The sequence below is a fragment of the Arthrobacter vasquezii genome, from assembly GCF_029455255.1.
GTDB classification, from domain to species: domain Bacteria; phylum Actinomycetota; class Actinomycetes; order Actinomycetales; family Micrococcaceae; genus Arthrobacter_D; species Arthrobacter_D parietis.
In genome coordinates this window covers 28,787-43,735 of the sequence record NZ_JAROKN010000027.1, presented here as the reverse complement: position 1 = coordinate 43,735, position 14,949 = coordinate 28,787, and the positions used below count along the sequence as shown (strand labels likewise).

At 63.8% G+C, this 14,949-nt stretch carries 14 protein-coding genes; 12 read left to right on the top strand and 2 right to left on the bottom strand.

Annotated features, from left to right (window positions below):
• The 4 genes from P4U43_RS10920 to P4U43_RS10905 all read left to right on the top strand — a co-directional run.
• Window positions 1–2,748, top strand: a 2,748-nt coding sequence (locus tag P4U43_RS10920; protein ID WP_277358759.1) for an FtsK/SpoIIIE family DNA translocase, incomplete at its 5' end; no start/stop codon positions are given.
• 9 nt (window positions 2,749–2,757) lie between these two features.
• Window positions 2,758–3,348, top strand: a complete 591-nt coding sequence (pgsA, locus tag P4U43_RS10915; RefSeq protein ID WP_277358758.1) for a CDP-diacylglycerol--glycerol-3-phosphate 3-phosphatidyltransferase — start codon at window positions 2,758–2,760, stop codon at window positions 3,346–3,348.
• Window positions 3,345–3,878: a CinA family protein gene (locus P4U43_RS10910; RefSeq protein ID WP_404800726.1), complete on the top strand. Its 534-nt coding sequence runs from the start codon at window positions 3,345–3,347 to the stop codon at window positions 3,876–3,878. Before pgsA ends, P4U43_RS10910 begins: the two co-directional genes overlap by 4 nt.
• Before the next feature lie 94 nt (window positions 3,879–3,972).
• Entirely contained in the window at window positions 3,973–4,413 is a 441-nt protein-coding gene (locus P4U43_RS10905) for a helix-turn-helix domain-containing protein (protein ID WP_056548454.1), read from the top strand.
• A gap of 66 nt (window positions 4,414–4,479) precedes the next feature.
• On the opposite strand, the gene P4U43_RS10900 is transcribed toward P4U43_RS10905, so the two are convergent.
• The gene (locus tag P4U43_RS10900) at window positions 4,480–4,953 is read right to left on the bottom strand and encodes a MarR family winged helix-turn-helix transcriptional regulator (protein ID WP_056548452.1); all 474 of its coding nucleotides are present in this window, start codon (window positions 4,951–4,953) and stop codon (window positions 4,480–4,482) included.
• Window positions 4,954–4,994: 41 nt separating this feature from the next.
• Here P4U43_RS10900 and P4U43_RS10895 point away from each other — a divergent pair, with 41 nt between their 5' ends.
• From P4U43_RS10895 to dapF, 6 genes are all read left to right on the top strand, one after another.
• Entirely contained in the window at window positions 4,995–5,213 is a 219-nt protein-coding gene (locus P4U43_RS10895; RefSeq protein ID WP_277358757.1) for a DUF3046 domain-containing protein, read from the top strand.
• A 219-nt stretch (window positions 5,214–5,432) separates the two neighbouring features.
• Window positions 5,433–6,494 (top strand): recombinase RecA, encoded by a 1,062-nt coding sequence (gene recA / locus P4U43_RS10890; RefSeq protein WP_277358760.1) that lies wholly within the window; start codon window positions 5,433–5,435, stop codon window positions 6,492–6,494.
• Between the two features lie 6 nt (window positions 6,495–6,500).
• Window positions 6,501–7,097: a regulatory protein RecX gene (locus P4U43_RS10885; RefSeq protein WP_277358756.1), complete on the top strand. Its 597-nt coding sequence runs from the start codon at window positions 6,501–6,503 to the stop codon at window positions 7,095–7,097.
• Between the two features lie 73 nt (window positions 7,098–7,170).
• The gene (miaB, locus tag P4U43_RS10880) at window positions 7,171–8,712 is read left to right on the top strand and encodes a tRNA (N6-isopentenyl adenosine(37)-C2)-methylthiotransferase MiaB (RefSeq protein WP_277358755.1); all 1,542 of its coding nucleotides are present in this window, start codon (window positions 7,171–7,173) and stop codon (window positions 8,710–8,712) included.
• A gap of 1 nt (window position 8,713) precedes the next feature.
• Window positions 8,714–9,649, top strand: a complete 936-nt coding sequence (gene miaA, locus P4U43_RS10875) for a tRNA (adenosine(37)-N6)-dimethylallyltransferase MiaA (RefSeq protein ID WP_277358754.1) — start codon at window positions 8,714–8,716, stop codon at window positions 9,647–9,649.
• Window position 9,650: 1 nt separating this feature from the next.
• Window positions 9,651–10,592 carry a diaminopimelate epimerase gene (gene dapF, locus P4U43_RS10870; protein WP_277358753.1) on the top strand — a complete coding sequence of 314 codons (942 nt, stop codon included), beginning with the start codon at window positions 9,651–9,653 and terminating at the stop codon, window positions 10,590–10,592.
• On the opposite strand, the gene P4U43_RS10865 is transcribed toward dapF, so the two are convergent.
• Window positions 10,589–11,218 carry a class I SAM-dependent methyltransferase gene (locus P4U43_RS10865; protein WP_277358752.1) on the bottom strand — a complete coding sequence of 210 codons (630 nt, stop codon included), beginning with the start codon at window positions 11,216–11,218 and terminating at the stop codon, window positions 10,589–10,591. The two genes, dapF and P4U43_RS10865, sit on opposite strands and share 4 nt — an antisense overlap.
• A gap of 145 nt (window positions 11,219–11,363) precedes the next feature.
• Between P4U43_RS10865 and hflX the strand changes: the two genes are divergently transcribed.
• Both hflX and P4U43_RS10855 read left to right on the top strand, forming a co-directional pair.
• The gene (gene hflX, locus P4U43_RS10860) at window positions 11,364–12,929 is read left to right on the top strand and encodes a GTPase HflX (protein ID WP_277358751.1); all 1,566 of its coding nucleotides are present in this window, start codon (window positions 11,364–11,366) and stop codon (window positions 12,927–12,929) included.
• The gene (locus tag P4U43_RS10855; protein ID WP_277358750.1) at window positions 12,922–14,943 is read left to right on the top strand and encodes an ATP-dependent DNA helicase; all 2,022 of its coding nucleotides are present in this window, start codon (window positions 12,922–12,924) and stop codon (window positions 14,941–14,943) included. Before hflX ends, P4U43_RS10855 begins: the two co-directional genes overlap by 8 nt.
• Window positions 14,944–14,949: the final 6 nt, after the last annotated feature.

Here is a 14,949-nt window from a genome sequence, read left to right as displayed (position 1 = left end):
GCCGGCCGCGGCTCAACCGCGCGAGGCACAAGCAAGACCCAACCGTTGCCGGCAGCCGAGGAAAAGCTGCCGCTGCCGCTGCGCGCCGTCCGTGGCTTCTGGATGGGCCTGGCCCACCTGGTGGCCGGCGCTATCCGCAAATTCGGCCACGATGTGCAGCCGCAAAAGGACCTCCGCAGGGACGGCACGGGTTTCTTCCTTTTCCTGTGCGCGGCAGCCGTCGCCACGGTTGAGTGGTGGGCACTGCCCGGGCCGGTTGCAGGCGTCGTGCATGCTGTGGCCGGAGGTTCTGTGGGCTGGATGGCGCTGCTGCTGCCCTTCGTCCTACTGATTGGCGCGGTCCGGTTGTTCCGGTATCCGGAAAATCCTCGTGCCAACAACCGTATCGGCATCGGGCTCACCGTCCTGACTTTCGCGGGCGCGGGCATTGCCCATCTGGTGGGCGGCCGGCCCGAGCTCGCCGCCGGACTTGATGCGCTGTGGCGGGCAGGCGGTGTCATCGGTTACCTCGTTGCCGGACCCGTCGCTGCAATTCTCTCGGTGTGGCCGGTTGCCGCTGTACTCGCATTCCTCGTCTTCGTGAGCATCCTAATCATCACGGCTACTCCGTTCCGCCATATTCCGTCTCGGCTACGCCAGCTCTATGAGCACCTCATGGGACAGGACCTGCACGAGGGCAGCGCGGACGGCGACGCTCACGATCAGAGCTACCTGTCCGACCGCGAGCGCGCGGCGGCCAAGCCCAGGAAGAAGTCCGGTCTGTTCGGTAGAAAGAAGAAGAACACCGATCAGGATGATGACCTGGACGGCTATGTCGGCGATGAAGCCTTCGAACGCGCAGTGCTCGACGACGACGAGGGGAACGACGACGGCGGCACAACGTCCCCGTCGCCGGCCGTCCGACCGGGCGTGCGCCGTCCCACCCAGCAGGAGCTTGCCACCGAAAAGATCAAGCGCAACCAGGGGCTCGGGGAGACAGAACCTGCAACCGAAGCCATGGCGGTGCTTCCGCCTGCAAGCGCACCGGCCGCCCAACCCGTTCCGGTCCCGTCCAATCCGGTTCAGCCCCAGGCGCCCGTTACGCCGATCCCGCAGCGCACTGAGCAACTGTCCCTCGCCGGAGACGTGACCTACACGCTGCCGCCCTCGGACTACCTGCCGCCGGGGACTCCGCCCAAGGAACGGTCGGAGGCCAACGACGCGGTCGTCGCCGCCCTCACCCACACCCTGGAGCAGTTCAACGTCGACGCAAAGGTCACCGGCTTCTCACGCGGACCGACGGTGACGCGCTACGAGATCGAACTGGCGTCGGGAACCAAGGTGGAGCGTGTAACCGCGCTGTCCAAGAACATCTCCTACGCGGTCGCCAGCTCGGACGTGCGCATCCTTTCGCCGATTCCGGGCAAGTCCGCGATCGGCATCGAGATTCCGAACACAGACCGCGAGACTGTGTCGCTGGGCGACGTCCTTCGATCCGGCAATGCCCGCAAGACGGATCACCCGATGGTCATGGGCGTAGGCAAGGACGTCGAGGGCGGGTTCGTGGTCGCGAATCTCGCCAAGATGCCGCACCTGCTCGTCGCGGGTGCCACCGGTGCTGGTAAGTCCTCCTTTGTGAACTCGATGATCACGTCCATCCTCATGCGGGCCACCCCGGATGAGGTCCGCATGATCATGATCGACCCCAAGCGGGTGGAACTTACTGCGTACGAGGGCGTACCGCACTTGATCACACCGATCATCACCAACGCCAAGAAGGCAGCGGAAGCGCTCCAATGGGTGGTCCGTGAGATGGACACCCGCTACGATGACCTCGCCAATTACGGTTACAAGCACATCGATGATTTCAACAAGGCGGTCCGCAACGGCAAGGTGGTTCCGCCACCGGACTCCAAGCGCGTGGTGCGGCCGTACCCGTACCTGCTGGTGATGGTCGACGAGCTGGCGGATCTGATGATGGTCGCGCCGCGGGACGTCGAGGACTCAATCGTCCGCATCACCCAGCTGGCCCGGGCAGCGGGTATTCACCTGGTGCTCGCTACCCAGCGGCCGTCTGTGGACGTTGTGACAGGTCTGATCAAGGCCAATGTGCCCTCCCGCATGGCATTCGCCACTTCGTCGGTGACCGACTCCCGGGTGGTCCTTGACCAGCCGGGCGCTGAGAAACTGATTGGCCAGGGCGACGCGCTCTTCCTGCCCATGGGTGCGTCGAAGCCCATGCGCGTCCAGGGTGCCTGGGTGACCGAGTCTGAGATCCACCGAGTGGTGGAACACGTCAAGGAACAGTTGAAAGCCGTCTATCGCGATGATGTGGCGGTGGAAGCACCCAAAAAGCAGATCGACGACGACATCGGGGACGATCTCGAGGTCCTGCTGCAGGCGACCGAGCTTGTTGTCACGACGCAGTTCGGTTCCACCTCCATGCTTCAGCGCAAACTGCGCGTGGGATTTGCGAAGGCGGGCCGCCTGATGGATTTGCTGGAGTCCAGGGGAGTGGTTGGGCCGTCGGAGGGATCGAAGGCGCGTGACGTCCTGGTGAAGCCTGATGACCTCGGTCCTGTTCTCGCTGCTATGCGTGGCGATGACCCGCCGGCGCCGGCCGCATCGCCGGAGGTTGATCAGTCGCGCTACCAGCCGGGCGCCGCGGACCTGGTGGCGGAGGACCTGGACTCGCGTCCGCAGGCCGTGGACTACAACGATGATGATGACGACGGCGGTGAAGACGCCTGGGAGCTGACAGGCAGGTAGCCTTGAGCAGTGAGTAATTCTGACGCTGGAGCGGTGCCAGTCCTGAACGTCGCGAATGTGCTGACGGTCGTGAGAATCCTGCTGGTACCGTTTTTCGTCTGGTTCCTGCTGGCCGACTCCGGCGAGGGCGGGCTTTTCCGCTGGCTCGCGGTAGCCACGTTCGCAGTGGCAATCTATACCGACAAGCTCGATGGTGACCTGGCGCGCAGCCGTGGTCTCATCACAAATTTCGGGAAGATTGCAGACCCGATCGCGGACAAGCTGCTCATCGGTTCCGCTTTGATACTTCTGTCCGTACTGGGCGAGCTCTGGTGGTGGGTGACCATCGTCATCCTTGCCCGCGAGCTCGGCATCACCCTGCTCAGGTTCGCGGTCATCCGTTATGGAGTCATGCCTGCCTCCCGCGGTGGGAAGTTGAAGACCGTCGTTCAGACGCTGGCTATTTTCCTCTACCTGCTGGTGCCGGCTCTCGGCGACTGGGCGTGGTGGCCCGCCGTCGTCGTCATGATGGCTGCCTTGGCAATTACCGTGGTGACCGGCGCAGATTATGTCCTGCAGGCGCTCCGACTGCGGCGCTCAGCACGTAACACCGCACTGTGACAGCTGCCGCTGGGGTGTCAGGCGGGTTGGGCAGGGCCGCCCTTGAACGGGTTGTACTCCTCGCGCAGGAGCGCGGGCTCACCATTGCTACCGGAGAATCGCTGACCGCCGGGATGGTTGCGGCCGCGCTTGCTTCGGTTCCTGGGGCTTCGACTGTGCTTCGGGGCGGCGTCGTGTCCTATCACCGGGACGTGAAGGCGGCCTTGCTCGGTGTTGAACCAGAACTTCTGGAACGTGCGGGCGCTGTTGACGCGGAGGTAGCACGGCAGATGGCTCTTGGTGCCAGAGACAGCTGTGGCGCCGACATCGGCGTGTCCACCACAGGAGTAGCAGGCCCCGAACCGCACGATGGAAAAGCGGTGGGTACTGTGTTCATCAGCGTGGTGGCGGTATCTGTCAACCTGGTTCGAGAATATCGCTTCCGGGGAAGCAGGAGCCAGATTCGGGAAGCATCCTGTTCGGCTGCGGTGATCCTGCTCACGGAGGCGCTTGAGCTTGAGTCCGCGGGAACAAACGGAGTTCCGCAATAGTTATCAATAGTGTCCAGCACGGAGAAGCAAGACGGGCTAGGCTTAAATCAGACGGCAGCGAAAGCGGCCAGCACAAGGGAGTTAGGCGATACACATGGTAAAGCAACCCGTATCCGTGAACGGTGTCATCCGTTGGCGGGATGTGGGGTTGGCAGAAGATCCGCAACGTAAGCCGAAGGAGCGCAAAATGGTCGTTTTACGCCACGAGATCGGGGACGTCCTGCGTGACGTCCGCCAGCGCCAGGGCCGCACACTCAGGGAAGTGTCGCATAGCGCCCGGGTCTCCCTCGGTTACCTCAGTGAGGTGGAGCGGGGCCAAAAGGAAGCGTCCTCGGAACTGCTGTCCTCTATCTGCTCTGCACTCGATGTACCGCTGTCGATGATGCTTCGGGAGGTCAGCGACCGGCTGGCCGAAGCCGAAGGTGTTGCTGTCCCTGACACAGTCCCGCAGGAGTTTGCCCAGCAGTTCGGCGGGGACATGCCGGAGGATTTCACCGGTGGTTTCAGCAGGGGACTGGCAGTCACCAAGAACTGATACCGGCACAACCCACGTTCCACAGGGAGGTCCGCCGAATGCGGCGGGCCTCTTTCTGGTCTGCGGCTACCAGTTGTCTCTCGTATAGGTCTGGTTCAGCTGGGAAATGAGCTCCCCGAGTGTCGTGAGATCCGAAAGGCTCCAGTCCTCCATCAGCTGATGGAACGCCTCCTTGCGCGCTTCCTGTGCTGTGGACAGCTGCGTCAGTCCAGCCGCCGTGAGGCTGATCGACTGGGCGCGGCCATCCAGCGGATCTGCGGTTTTCTGAACCAGGCCCAGGTGTTCGAGCATGGCGATCTGGCGGCTGACGGAGGGCTTGCCGACGCCAATGCTGGCGGCCAGATCGGTCAGGCGCATGGAGCCCTCCCGCTGTAGGATGACCAGCAGCCCGTAGGCAGCAGGTTCCATATCCGGATGGACCCGCCGCGCAACCTTGTAGGAGTTCGACCGCGCACGCCGCCACAGCATACTGAGTTGTTGTTCCAACGCCTGCACGGCAGCATCGACGGAAGCATCGGGTTCCTGGCGGTCAACAGTCATGCGTTTCATTCTAGGGTTTATCTGGAGAAGGAGGATGCAGCATGCGCACGAGCGACTTCTGGCGGCTCATGGACGACGAATTCGGGCCGGCCTATTCAAGGACGCTGGCCCAAACACTGCATCTGTCCGGGCTCGGCGACCGCACGCCGGCTGGAGCCCTGCAGGCGGGAGCTGACCCGAAGGCCGTCTGGCTGGCGGTCTGCGAGATGCAGGACGTGCCCGAGTACAGACGGCTCGGACGCGATGTGAAACCGCGCTAGCCGGTTCAAACACGCCGGGCGAATCAATCGAATATGTGTTCGGATCCGGACTATGCTGGAATCAGAAGATTCCCATGCCACTCGCCCTCCACAATCCCGCCGCTTCAAGTGGGATGTCCACATCGGATGCCCCGCGGGGCAAACTGTCGGAGGGGGACGCTACGGTCAAGGGGAAGAGAAAAACAGGCCCTGGCGGCCATGAGTATACCGAGGTGAATGATGGCCGTACCAGCCGATCGTGAAAAGGCTCTCGAAGCCGCACTGGCACAGATTGATAAGCAATACGGCAAGGGCTCAGTCATGCGCCTTGGAGACGAGGTCCGCGCTCCTATCGAGACCATTTCCACCAGTTCGATCGCACTCGATGCAGCGCTTGGCATCGGTGGTCTGCCGCGGGGCCGGGTGGTGGAAATCTATGGTCCGGAATCGTCGGGTAAAACCACCGTTGCCTTGCACGCTGTGGCCAACGCCCAACGCAACGGCGGCATTGCCGCCTTCATTGACGCGGAGCACGCGCTGGATCCCGAGTACGCCAAGAAGCTTGGGGTGGACACCGACGCTCTTCTCGTCTCCCAGCCGGACACCGGTGAGCAGGCCCTGGAGATCATGGACATGCTCGTGGGCTCTGGTTCCATTGACATCGTCGTGATCGACTCCGTTGCCGCCCTCGTTCCGCGCGCTGAGATCGAGGGAGAGATGGGTGACAGCCATGTGGGTTTGCAGGCCCGGTTGATGAGCCAGGCGCTGCGTAAGATCACCGGCCGTCTGAGCCAGACCAAGACAACTGCCATTTTTATCAACCAGCTCCGCGAGAAGATCGGTGTGTTCTTCGGCAGCCCTGAAACCACCACAGGCGGCAAGGCGCTGAAGTTCTACGCATCAGTGCGGATCGACGTGCGGCGCATTGAAACGCTCAAGGAAGGTACCAATCCGGTTGGTAACCGGACCCGGGCGAAGATCGTCAAGAACAAGATGGCTCCGCCGTTCAAACAGGCGGAGTTCGACATCCTCTACGGCTTCGGAATCTCTCGCGAGGGTGGGTTGATCGATGTTGGCGTGGAGAACGGTCTCGTGAAGAAGTCCGGAGCCTGGTTCACCTATGACGGAGACCAGCTGGGCCAGGGCAAGGAGAACGCCCGCAAGTTCCTGCTCGACAACCCGGACCTGGCGGATGAGCTCGAACAGAAGATCCGGCAGAAGCTCGGCGTCGGAGGTGCGGTGGAGGAGACACCGGAACAGGATGGTCCCAAGCTGAAGGCAGTCGGCGGCGGGGACCGCTAGCGGTCCATGAACGGATTCTTCGGAACTCCGGGTGCAGCAACGCAGCGCAGTGCCCGGCGTTCAGCACGGAAGAGCGGCCCGCGGGCTCCTACGCCGGGCTCGCCTGCTGATCTCACGCCCGAGGCCGATCCCCATGAGGTGGCACGCGCTATCGTCCTGCGCCAGCTCTCCATGGCCCCGCGCAGCCGCCACCAGCTTCACACTAAACTTCGTGAGCGGGGTGTCTCAGAAGAGGTGGCGGCGGGCATCCTGGATCGCTACGAGGAAGTTCAACTGATTGATGATGCCGAGTTTGCCCGCATGTATGTACGAAGCCGGGCACAGACCAGGTCGCTTGCGCGGTCCGCCATCAAGCGCGAGCTCGCTGAGAAGGGCATCACTGGAGAGCTGGCCGAGGACGCACTGCTCCAGCGGACAGACGAAGACGAGCGGTCAGCGGCCGAGGACCTTGTGCGGAGAAAGGCGAGGCCCCTTGCGGATCCTGGTGACCGTGCATCCCGTGACAAGCAGGTGCGCCGGCTTGTGGCAATGCTCGGACGCAAGGGCTATGCGCCGTCGCTCGCGTTCTCCATCGTCAAGGATGTCCTTGACCAGCAGGAGTAATCTCAACCGCCCGTCTTCCCCGGCGGTAGTTGGCCGGGTTGGGGCTGCTCTCGGTGGGCCGTACCCTTAACAGGTGAGTTCCACAGTTGCCTACCCCTCCCCGTCAGCACAGCCGGCCGAGCCCCTCTCTGCCACGCAGCGCACCTATGAGGTGCGCACCTTCGGTTGCCAGATGAACGTCCATGATTCCGAACGGATCTCCGGGCTGCTTGAGTCCGCCGGGTATGTGAGCGCCGGCGGCGACGAGGCCGACGTCGTCGTCTTCAATACCTGTGCTGTTCGCGAGAACGCGGACAATAAGCTGTACGGAAACCTCGGCCAGCTCGCGCCGGTCAAGCAGTCACGGCCTGGAATGCAGATCGCGGTCGGTGGATGCCTAGCCCAAAAGGATCGCGAAACGATCCTCCGCAAGGCGCCGTGGGTGGACGCCGTTTTCGGCACACACAACATCGGAGCCTTGCCCGCGCTCCTTGAGCGGGCACGCCACAACGAGGAAGCGCAGCTTGAAATCCTCGAATCCCTGGACGTTTTCCCGTCCACCCTGCCGACCAAACGTGATGCCGTGTACTCCGGCTGGGTGTCGATCTCCGTTGGCTGCAACAACACCTGCACCTTCTGCATCGTGCCCTCGCTGCGCGGCAAGGAAAAGGACAGGCGCCCCGGGGATATCCTCGCCGAGATCGAGGCCCTTGTGGCGGACGGCGCTATCGAAGTGACTCTGCTCGGCCAGAACGTCAACTCCTACGGTGTCGAGTTCGGGGACCGCGGTGCGTTCGCGAAACTCCTGCGCTCCTGCGGAAGCATCGACGGTTTGGAAAGGGTCCGGTTTACGAGCCCCCATCCGGCCGCCTTCACCGATGACGTCATTGATGCAATGGCAGAGACCCCGAATGTTGCTCCGCAGCTGCATATGCCGTTGCAGTCTGGGTCGGACCGGATCCTGAAGGCAATGCGGCGGTCCTACCGTTCTGAAAAGTTCCTCGGCATCCTTGACCGGGTCCGATCGCGGATGCCGCATGCGTCGATTTCCACCGACATCATCGTCGGATTCCCCGGAGAAACCGAAGAGGACTTCCAGGAGACGCTTCGGGTCGTGGAGCAGTCGCGTTTCGCGACGGCGTTTACCTTCCAATACTCCAAGCGCCCAGGCACGCCTGCCGCGGACCTGCCGGATCAGCTCCCGAAGGCCGTGGTGCAGGAGCGGTATGAGCGGCTCACCGAGCTGCAGGACCGCATCTGCCGCGAAGAGAACGCGGCGCAGGTTGGACGGCAGGTGGAGGTGCTCGTTACTGCTCATCAGGGTCGCAAGGACCATGAGACCCACCGACTGAGTGGGCGGGCGCGCGACCAGCGGCTCGTTCACTTCTCCGTGCCCGAAGGAGCAGACGCTCCGCGGCCTGGCGATCTCGTGACGGTGACTGTCACCGGAGCTGCCGCGTTCCACCTCGTCGCCGATCCGTCGGCGTCGGACTATCAGCTCCGCCGCTCACGCGCAGGCGACGCTTGGGACCGATCTCAGGCAGAATCGTGCGGGGCGCCGGCCCCCGGCGTCGGCGCTGCGGCAGGCAGGTCAGTAGTGCTCGGCATGCCCTCGCTTCCTCTCCGCAGCAACTGAGGTGAGCCGCGCTGTTGCTGCGCCCGCGACGCCGGTGATCGCCGTCGTCGGGCCCACCGGATCCGGAAAGTCCGAGTTGGGCATCGCGCTGGCCGAGGCGCTCGGCGGTGAGATCATCAACGCCGATGCCATGCAGTTTTACCGCGGCATGGACATCGGCACCGCCAAGCTGTCAGTCGGTGAACGCAGAGCTGTTCCCCATCACCTGTTGGACATCCTCGATGTGCGTGAGGAAGCAAGTGTCGCCCGTTATCAGGAGCACAGCCGCGAGGTAATTGCGCAGGTGCGTGCGCGGGGAAACGTGCCCATTCTCGTCGGCGGATCAGGCCTGTACGTCCGTGCGGTGCTCGACGAGCTTGAATTTCCACCGACCGACGCCGTCGTTCGAGCCGGTCTCGAGGCTGAAAGAGACAAGGTGGGCCTTCCTGCACTGCGGGAGCGCCTTGCCGCAGTCGACGCGGTATCGGCGGAACGGCTGGGGGACGAGCGGCGGGTGATCCGCGCCCTTGAGGTGCACGAGCTCACGGGCCGGCCCTTCAGTTCGTACATGCCGCGCCGCGTCTATCACCAGTCTGCCGTCCAGATCGGATTGCAGGCCGATCGGGACGTCCTCAAGGAGAGACTCGCTCAGCGGGTGTACTCGATGGTGGAGCGGGGGTTGCTGGAGGAGGTCCGCAGGCTGGACGACCTCGGGCTGCGAAGCGGCCGCACGGCTTCCCGCGCGCTGGGATACAGCCAGTTTCTGCGGGTACTCGACGGAGGCTGGTCAGCAGCAGAGGCAGCCGAAGACACCGTCGCGGCTACCCGCAGGTTCGCCCGCCGGCAGCTGACGTGGTTCCGGGCCGACGAGCGGATTCAGTGGTTCAACTGGCATGATCCGGAGCTCCTCACGAAGGCGCTGGGCGCCGTCGCCGCGCACGCCCCCTATCCTAGGTAACGTGACTTCACACACTGAACCAGCATTGTCCGCAAGGCCGGGACTGACGGGACTCTCCTTCTCCAAGGGGCACGGTACCGGTAATGACTTCATTCTGGTGGCAGACCCGAACGGCTCGGTCGATGTGACCGCAGCCGATGTGGCTGCCGCCTGTGACCGCCACCGGGGTATCGGCGCGGACGGATTGATCCGTGCCGTGCCGTCGTCGTTCCTTCCCGAGGGACGGGCCCTGCTTGAGGACACTCCTGAAGCGCAATGGTTCATGGACTACCGCAATAGCGACGGCTCGGTATCAGAGATGTGCGGCAATGGTGTCCGCGTCTTCGTCCATTTCCTCCTCGAATCCGGTCTGGTTGAGTTGGCGGATGGCGCCTCGATGGCCATCGGCACCCGCGGCGGCGTCAAAGTGGTGAAGCGGTCAGTCGATGGGTACTCCGTGGACATGGGGCCGTGGGAGTTCATCTACCCGGAAGCCGCGGCCGCGCGTGCAACCGACTCGCTGGTCGAAGCAGACGGGCTGCAGGTCGCCCGGCCTGGACTGTCAATCAGCATGGGTAATCCACACACGGTCGTCGCCCTTGCCGAAATCGCGGAGCTTCGCGCCACGCGGCTGTTCGACGCGCCTTCGGTGGACCCGGCACCGCCGCACGGAACCAACGTGGAATTCGTCGTCCCGCATGATCCACTCATGCACGACGGCGTTGGACAGCTGAGCATGCGCGTGCACGAACGGGGGGTTGGAGAAACCCTCTCCTGCGGAACCGGAGCCTGCGCCGCTGCAATTGCCACCCGCTACTGGGCGGGAGCGGACGCGCCCGACGTCTGGAGCGTGACAGTGCCCGGCGGAATCGTCGGCGTCCGCTTCACAGTCAGCGCACAGGGGGGAGAGCATGTGCATCTCAGCGGTCCCGCGGTGCTCGTGGCGCGAGGTACGTTCAGCTAGGCCTTCCGGGCGTTTTCCGGTGCGGTCCGCTCAACCCGCAGAATGCGGAAAGACTTCGACGTGGTAGGGCGGTCGACTTCATAGTCGGGCGGCAGCTGCGCTGCAAGCCAACGCTGCAGCGAATCCGCACCGAGGTTCTTCTGGACTACCAACCATGCGCTCCCGCCGGGAGCAAGGCGCGGGAGCCAGCGCAAGAGGAGTTCGTGAAGCGCCTCTTTGCCGATCCGAATCGGTGGATTGGACCAGATCGTGTCGAAGGCAATGTCAGGGTTGACGTCGTCGGGCAGCATGGCCGCCACATTGCCCAGCTCCAGCCTCCGGGCGTTCTCCCTCGTCAACTCCAACGAGCGTTCGTTCACATCGATTGCGATGACCCGGGCGTGCGGTGCCTGAACGGCCATGGTCAGGGCAAGCGGGCCCCAGCCGGAACCAATATCAAGCAGAGTGGAACCGGTGACGGGAGGCACCTCCGACAACAGGATAGCTGTGCCTTTGTCGATGCCGTCGGGACTGAAGATGCCACCTGAGGTGATGAGGTCACGTTCCTGACCCGCAATGGGTACCCGGAGCGGCCGGCGCTTGTCGGGTCCGGAGGGGGCGGCGCTGAAGTAGTGCTGCGAATCCATAATGCTCCAGCCTAGTGCTCCGGGCCGTACCCGTGCGGCCGGGGACCGCTGGCTGTGCAGGAGTTGTCCCTCCGCGCTGAGAGAATTTTTGCCCATGCCGCGGGGGCAACGGACTACCATGGAAAGACGATCACCAAGGGAGAGTATGACCACACATAACGGAGCGTCCGCAACGCCCGAGCCGGAAATGGGCCCGGATGAAATCCAGGCCGTCATTGATCGGATACTTGCCAAGGACTCCGCCTCGTCTTCGAGCGGTTCCCAACGGCGTTTCGGTAGCGGGCCCGGTGGCCGCGCGCAGGCGCTGTCTGATCTCGACGAAGAGCACACGGGTTACGACGGTGAACAGCAGGATCGTGAGGAGCGGCGCGCACTGAGGCGTGTGGCCGGGCTCTCCACCGAACTCGAAGACGTCACCGAAGTCGAGTATCGCCAACTTCGCCTTGAGCGGGTGGTGCTGGCCGGCATCTGGGGCGAAGGGACGGTTGATGACGCTGAAAATTCACTGCGTGAACTCGCTGCCCTGGCTGAGACGGCGGGATCGGAAGTGCTTGACGGCATCATCCAGCGGCGCCTGAAGCCGGATCCCGGAACGTTCCTCGGGGCCGGCAAAGCGGAAGAGCTCAAGAACATTGTGATGGCCACTGGTGCGGACACCGTTGTCGTTGACAGCGAACTGGCCCCCTCCCAGCGCCGGGGGCTTGAGGACATCGTCAAGGTGAAGGTCATCGACCGCACGGCGCTCATCCTGGACATCTTTGCCCAGCATGCAAAGTCCCGTGAAGGCAAAGCGCAGGTCGAGCTTGCGCAGCTTGAGTACCTCCTTCCGCGGCTGCGCGGCTGGGGCGATTCGATGTCCCGTCAGGCTGGCGGCCAGGTTGGCGGCGCCGGTGCCGGTATGGGTTCACGCGGGCCGGGTGAAACCAAGATCGAACTCGACAGGCGGAAGATCCGCACGCGGATGGCCAAGCTGCGGCGCGAAATCGCGGGCATGAAGCCCGCACGCGAGACCAAGCGCGCCAACCGTCGTCGTCATGAGGTTCCATCAGTGGCAATTGCCGGGTACACGAACGCCGGAAAGTCGTCTCTCCTCAATCGGTTGACCGATGCGGGCGTGCTGGTGGAGAACGCGCTGTTCGCGACCCTGGACCCCACCATCCGCCGGGCACAGACGCCTGACGGACTCGAGTTCACTCTTGCTGACACCGTCGGTTTTGTCCGGTCGCTCCCCACCCAGCTCGTCGAGGCGTTCCGTTCGACGCTCGAGGAAGTTGCTGATGCGGACCTGATCCTCCACGTTGTGGACGCATCCCATCCGGATCCGGAGGGGCAGATCACAGCGGTCCGCGACGTCCTGACGGAAGTCGACGCACGCAAAGTGCCTGAGATCGTCGTCCTGAACAAGGCCGACGCGGCAGATCCGTTTGTGCTTGAACGCCTCAGGCAGCGCGAACCCCGCCATGCAATTGTTTCCGCCCGCACAGGTCAGGGGATCGAGGAGCTGCTGGAACTGATCAGCCAGTCCATCCCGCGTCCAAGCGTGAAACTGACTCTGCTCGTGCCCTACCAGCGCGGAGACATCGTGAGCCGACTGCATCAGCCGGACGCAGAGATCCTCGGCCTGGAGCATGTGGAGGACGGCACTCGGGTAGATGTGATGGTCAGGGAAGGTCTGGCGGCAGAACTGGAGCCGTTCGTCACGCATGGCTGAGGGAAGCATCAGTCCCCTTCGACTGCTTGATGACGTCGTAGCGGCGATGGGCGGGCAGCAGCGTAGCGGGCAGCATGAAATGGTACGCCAGGTCGAGAAAGCAATCGGCAACGGCACACACCTGTTGGTGCAGGCCGGAACCGGAACAGGGAAGTCACTGGCCTATCTGCTTCCGCTCATCGCGCATGCCGTGAAGGGTGACACAACCTCGATCGTCTCGACGGCCACCCTTGCCCTTCAGTCCCAGATCGTCAACCGCGATCTGCCGAGACTTCTCGAGACCCTGCGTGGTTCGCTTCCTCGGCCGGTCGACGTAGCGCTTCTGAAAGGCCGGGGGAACTATGTCTGCAGGCATAAGACGGCAGGAGGTTTCCCCGACGAGGATGATTCGGGAGCCCTCTTCTCCCTCGACGGTGACACCGCGGCGCCGCATCCTGCGGCAGGACCTTCCACCCCGCTCGGACGGGAAATCGTGCGGTTGCGGGAGTGGGCGGAAGAAACGGAGACCGGGGACCGGGACGAACTCCTTCCCGGTGTCAGCGACCGGGCCTGGCGCCAGGTATCGGTGTCCAGCATGGAGTGCCTTGGTGCGCAAAAGTGTCCCGTTGCTGAGGAATGCTTCAGCGAGCGCGCACGGGAGAGGGCAGGAAAAGCGGACATTGTCATCACCAACCATGCGCTGCTGGCGATCAACGCTTTCGAGGGGCTGGCGGTCCTTCCGGAGCACGACGTAGTGGTCATTGACGAGGCGCACGAGCTACACGACCGCGTCACGTCTGCGGTGTCTGGGCAACTGTCAGGAGCACTGATCGGCGCTGCGGCCTCAGCGGCGAGGCGCCATCTCGGTTCCAACACGGACACATTGGCGGCCGCGCAGGATGCCTTCGAGAACGCGTTCGACGCTCAGCCCACGGGTCTGATGGCTGGGGGACTGGACGAGTTGCAGGAACTCGCGCTCGTGCAATTGCGGGAGTCATGCCGCCTGGCGCTGTCCGAATCGAGTTCCGACGGGTCCTCCCAGTCGGCAGACGGTGGCCGCCAGATGGCACGCTCACGGCTGTTGGTATTGCTCGAATTGTCCGAACGGATGGTCGCAGCAGGTGGCGCGGGCGAAGTGCTCTGGGCGAGTCGGCCAAGTACCTTTACACCGGGCTCCGGTTACTCCGCGGCTGATGACTCCTCGCCTGCCACGATCAGCATTGCGCCGCTGTCGGTTGCCGGGCGTCTGAGGCGGGGATTGTTCGAGGACCACACGGTTGTGCTCACGTCAGCTACGCTCGCAATCGGCTCGGAGTTCGGACCGGTTGCCGGGTCCCTCGGTTTGACGGGCGAGGGAGCGCCGTCATGGACCGGCGTGGACGTTGGCAGCCCATTCGACTATCCCCGTCAGGGTGTCCTGTACGTTGCCAAGGACCTGCCCAAACCGGGCCGCGGGACTTCCGGGGAACAACTGGATGAGCTGGAGGCGCTCATCAAAGCCTCCCGGGGAGGAGCGCTGGGACTGTTCTCTTCGCGGCGTGCGGCGGAGGACGCTGCTGACGCGTTGAGGGACCGGCTCGACGTTGAGATTCTCTGTCAGGGTGAATCTTCCATGTCCGCGCTGGTGAAGCAGTTTTCAGAGGAGCCCGACACCTGCCTGTTCGGCACTATGTCGCTGTGGCAGGGCGTCGATGTGCCTGGAACTGCCTGCCGGCTTGTCACCATCGACCGCATACCGTTTCCCCGACCTGATGATCCGCTCATGACTGCGCGGACCCGAGCTGTCGCAAAGGCCGGAGGCAACGGATTCATGAATGTTTCCGCTACCCATGCCGCCGTTCGTCTTGCGCAGGGAGCCGGCCGCCTCATCCGCGCCCACGATGATCGAGGCATGGTGGCAGTACTGGACTCCCGGCTGGCAACCGCGGGCTACGGCGGCTTCCTCAGGGCTGCGCTACCGCCGTTTTGGTCGACGACGGACCGCGCAACGGCGCTCGGGGTCCTCTCCCGGCTCGCTGAGACGCAGCGCGCCTAGCACCAT